This window comes from Acidocella sp. MX-AZ02 (assembly GCF_000306035.1).
In the GTDB taxonomy this organism is placed as follows: domain Bacteria; phylum Pseudomonadota; class Alphaproteobacteria; order Acetobacterales; family Acetobacteraceae; genus Acidocella; species Acidocella facilis.
This window is the reverse complement of record NZ_JH976212.1, coordinates 7433-9089: the sequence shown is the minus strand read 5'-3', so window position 1 is coordinate 9089 and position 1657 is coordinate 7433. Positions and strand designations below refer to the sequence as shown.

General features: G+C 52.8%; 1 pseudogene. It reads right to left on the bottom strand.

Going from position 1 to position 1657, the window contains the following annotated elements:
- Window positions 1-1647: pseudogene (locus MXAZACID_RS18035) on the bottom strand (tetratricopeptide repeat protein); the annotation flags it as partial.
- Window positions 1648-1657 lie beyond the last annotated feature (10 nt).

Sequence of the window (1657 nt, the reverse complement as noted above, 5' to 3'; positions counted from 1 at the left end):
GCTAGGTTGGTCGCCATCGCAGTTGGCCGTGGTGTCGTCGCCGGTAGCAATCGAACCTGCATTAAGCCATGACCCAACACCATACTGGCTGGGTTCGAAAACGAATACCTCGTAGCCCTGCTCGGCTTCGCCCATGCCTTCGTAGCTGTCATGTACGAGGGTGGCATATTTCCTATTGCCGAGATCAAACTCCGGCGCGTCAAGGCGATCCAGCGCTGTGTATGAGGCGTGGGGCTTTTTCAGAGGCTCGACATCACCATAAGAGCCGAGCTGGGCGAAGTTTGCCTGAGTACTTTGTCGATATATGCCCGACAATGATTGCCGTAAGTCCTGCGACATGTCGAAAGTGACGACGCTAATGCTTGCCGCTGCGGCGTGATAATCTCCCCCCTTTGTTACCATGAACACCGCATAATATTTTTTTCCGCTAATGGTAAATTCACGAGAAAACCATATACGGCTATTTTGGTATACGGAATGATCTGACGACGATGCCAAGATATAGTCTGGCGCCAAGTCCTCATAGCTGGCTGTGGTTGGTAGCGGTCTACCAGGCGTCCACTCGCTCGACATTGCTTGAGCATCGGCAATCTGTCCGAGTGTCATATTCTGCGCCACCTGATCACGTTCAGCTTTGGAGCCGTCGTTTCCCTGTGCTACGGCAAGATTAAAGTACATGTAGGACAAGACCGTGCTGCGCTCCACACCCTTGCCGTTGTCGTACAACTGACCAAGCGCATCCTCGGCGGACGCATAATTCTGTTCGGCCGACTTCATGAATAATGCTGCAGCCTTAGGATCGTCCTCGGTTACACCCTGAGCGTTTAGGTAATCTACACCCAAATTATATTCGGCTTCGGCATTTCCCTGGTCAGCGGCTTGCTTGAAATATCTGCTGGCCTTTACGTAGTCCTGCGGAACGCCTTGGCCGGCGTAATACATGTAGCCAATCTCTTCTTCGGCATTGTCATTGCCCTGGGCTGCGGCTTCCTTAAACAAACTCACCGCCTGCGCGCTATCCTGTGGAACACCCCAGCCATTTTCGTACATCGTTCCCAACCCATATTGAGCATTGGAAACGCCTTGATCGGCCGCCTTCTGGAGCAGTGCAAAGGCTTTCGTATAATCCTGGTGAACGCCATGGCCCCCCATATAATTTCCGCCGAGATTTGTTTCGGCATCTGCATAGCCTTGGTCGGCTGCCTTCTTGTACCAAATATTCGCCTGGACGTAGTCTTGCTGCACACCATTTCCGGTGTCGTAAAATAACCCAATCTCCCACTCGGCACTAGGTAGGCCCTGATCGGCAGCGAGCTGAAACCAGTGGATGGCATCGGCTTGGTTGGCCGGCACGCCATCGCCTCGGGTATACAAAAGTCCCAAATTGGCTTCACCACGGGCATAACCGACGTAAGCCGCTTCCTGGAAAAGTTGAAATGCCTTGCTGTAATCTTTATTCACTCCGTTGCCGTTGACATAGAGATCTCCCAAGTCAGTCTCGGCCTGAGGACTGCGCCATCCGTCAAACGGGCTTAGAGCAGCATACGCCGTTGTATAATCTTTGGCTAAGAATGCCCGATGGCCGATTTCGATCTGGTGCTTGCGATACCAAACCCCAACCCCAACCGCAGACCCGAAGATAGCCAAAACGCCTAGC